This is a genomic window from Actinomadura formosensis NBRC 14204 (genome assembly GCF_001552155.1).
In the GTDB taxonomy this organism is placed as follows: Bacteria; Actinomycetota; Actinomycetes; order Streptosporangiales; family Streptosporangiaceae; genus Spirillospora; species Spirillospora formosensis.
The window spans coordinates 1-2,457 of record NZ_BCQQ01000260.1; the positions used below are offsets into that span (position 1 = coordinate 1).

The window sequence follows — 2,457 nt, forward strand, 5'->3', positions numbered from 1 at the left end:
GGGCGTCAGGCCGGGGGCAGGTCGACCAGGGCCGCGAGCACGGCGCGGTGGTGGCCGGCGGTACCGAGGGCGATGGAGTCGGCCTTCGCGCGTTTCAGGTAGAGGTGCGCGGGGTGCTCCCAGGTGAAGCCGATGCCGCCGTGCATCTGCACGCACTCCTCGGCCGCCTTGAGCGCGACGGCCGAGCAGTGCGCCTGCGCGACGGCCGCCGCGATCGGCAGGTCCCCGTCGGCGGCGGCCGCGCAGGAAGCGGCGTGGCGGGCCACGGCGCGGGCCTGGGTGATGGACGTCCACAGGTCGGCGAGGCGGTGCTTGAGTCCCTGGTAGGAGCCGACCGGGCGGCCGAACTGGTACCGGGTCTTCAGGTGGGCGACCGTGTCGTCCAGGCAGCGTTCGGCGAGGCCGAGCTGCTCGGACGCCAGCATCGCCGCACCGGTCAGCAGGGCCGCGCGGACCGCCTCCGTCCCGTCCGCGACGCGCCGGGCGGATGCGCCGGAGAAAACGACGTCGGCGAGCCGCCGGGTCATGTCGAGCGAGGTCACGGCGGTGCGGCGGGCGCCGGCGGCGTCCACCGCGTAGAGCCCACCGGGCGCCGGGACGAGGAACACGTCGGCGGCCATGCCGTCGGCGACGCTGGTGACCTCGCCGGTCAGCGTCCCGTCCGGCGCCCGGACGGTGGGCGTCACCGGGCCGGGCCCGGTGCTGAACGGGACGGCCAGGACGGCGATCTTCTCCCCCGCGGCCACCTCGGCGAGCAGTTCCCGCTCCCCGGCGGCCAGCAGCGCGGCCGTCGCGATCACCGAGCTGGTCAGGAACGGGACGGGCGCGGCGAAGCGCCCCAGCTCCTCCAGCACGACGGCCGTCTCGCGCCAGGTCGCGCCCGCGCCGCCGAGGTCCTCGGGGACGGGCAGGCCCGCGCAGCCGAGCCGGCCGGCGACGGCGTGCCACAGCGCCGCGTCGTACGGCTCGTCCTTCTCGGTGCCGGCGAGGACCGACGTCCAGGGCGCCTTGTCCGCCAGGAGTTCGCGGAGGCTCCCGCGAAGATCGGTCTCGATCTCGCTGTACAGCAGGTCGCTCATCGGGGCAGGTCCTTCCACGCCGCGTCCTTGTCGACGCGGATCTCACCGGGCAGGCCGAGGACGCGCTCGGCGATGATGTTGCGCAGGATCTCCGAGGTGCCGCCCTCGATGGAGTTCCCCTTGGCGCGCAGGTAGCGGTAGCCGGGCGAGCGGCGGGTGAAGTCGACCTCGGTGGGGCGGCGCATCGTCCAGTCGTCGTAGCGCAGGCCGTCCTCGCCGAGCAGTTCCAGCTCCAGGCCGGAGACCCGCTGGTTGAGCTCGGCGAAGGCGAGCTTGGCGCCCGAGCCCTCCGGCCCGGGCCGCCCGGCGGTGAGCTGCTGGCGCAGCCGCTCCCCGGTGAGCCGGGCCGCCTCCGTCTCGACCCACGCCCGCAGTAGCGCGTCGTGGAGGCCGGGGGTGCGCAGTTCGGGACGGTCCCGCCACAGCGCGGCGACGACGCCGATCATGCCGCTCTCGCGGGGCGCGCCGGCACCGCCGATCGCGACCCGCTCGTTCATCAGCGTCGTGGTGGCGACCTGCCAGCCCTGCCCGACCTCGCCGAGCCGGTGCGCGTCGGGGATGCGGACGTCGGTGAGGAACACCTCGTTGAACTCGGCCTCGCCGGTGAGCTGCCGCAGCGGCCGGACCTCGACGCCCGGCGCGGTCATGTCGCACACGAAGTACGTCATGCCGCGGTGCTTGGGGACGTCCGGGTCGGTGCGGGTGACGAGGATCGCCCAGCGCGCCTCGTGGGCCATGGACGTCCAGACCTTCTGGCCGTTGATCACCCAGGCGTCGCCGTCGCGGACGGCGCGGGTGGCGAGCGCGGCCAGGTCGGAGCCGGCGCCCGGCTCGCTGAACAGCTGGCACCATGGTTCCTCGCCCGTCCACAGCGGACGCAGGAAGCGGCGCTTCTGCTCGCCGGTGCCGAACGCGAGGATCGTCGGCGCGGCCATGCCGAGCCCGATGCCGTTGCGCTCGGGATGGTTGGCCGGCGCGCCCGCCTCGGCGAACCGGCGGTCGACGGCGGGCTGCAGGGCGCGCGGGGCGCCGAGCCCGCCGAGCCCCTCGGGGTAGTGGACCCAGGCGAGGCCCGCGTCGAACCGGGCGCGCAGGAACTCCAGGGGATCCATGGCCGCGGGGTCGTGGGCGGCGAGGAACTCGCCGACTCGCCGGTCCAGCTCATCGTCGTCGGGCGGTGCTGTGCTCACAGAACGAACCTCCGCGCGGGGCACGGGCGGCGGCCGGCCGCCCGAAGGAACATACCAACCGGTTGGTATGACCGTCCGGGCCGGAAACCGCCGGGACGGCCCGTCAACCGCTTCGGCCGCCCGGGGCGCGAGCCGAGCCGGGATCCCGGGCGGCGCCGGGGGCCGCCTCCGGGCGGCGGCCCCCGGCG

Annotated in this window: 2 protein-coding genes; both read right to left on the minus strand. The window is 75.5% G+C overall.

Going from position 1 to position 2,457, the window contains the following annotated elements; genetic code table 11:
* Positions 1-5: 5 nt before the first annotated feature.
* Positions 6-1,079, minus strand: a complete 1,074-nt coding sequence (locus AF1_RS32320) for an acyl-CoA dehydrogenase family protein (RefSeq protein ID WP_067808113.1) — start codon at positions 1,077-1,079, stop codon at positions 6-8.
* The gene (locus AF1_RS32325; RefSeq protein ID WP_067808116.1) at positions 1,076-2,269 is read right to left on the minus strand and encodes an acyl-CoA dehydrogenase family protein; all 1,194 of its coding nucleotides are present in this window, start codon (positions 2,267-2,269) and stop codon (positions 1,076-1,078) included. Before AF1_RS32325 ends, AF1_RS32320 begins: the two co-directional genes overlap by 4 nt.
* Between the last annotated feature and the right edge of the window lie 188 nt (positions 2,270-2,457).

Bases quoted from the DNA above. Each gene is read 5' to 3' on its own strand.
- AF1_RS32320 (WP_067808113.1), bottom strand. From the start codon at position 1,079: ATGAGCGACCTGCTGTACAGCGAGATCGAGACCGATCTTCGCGGGAGC.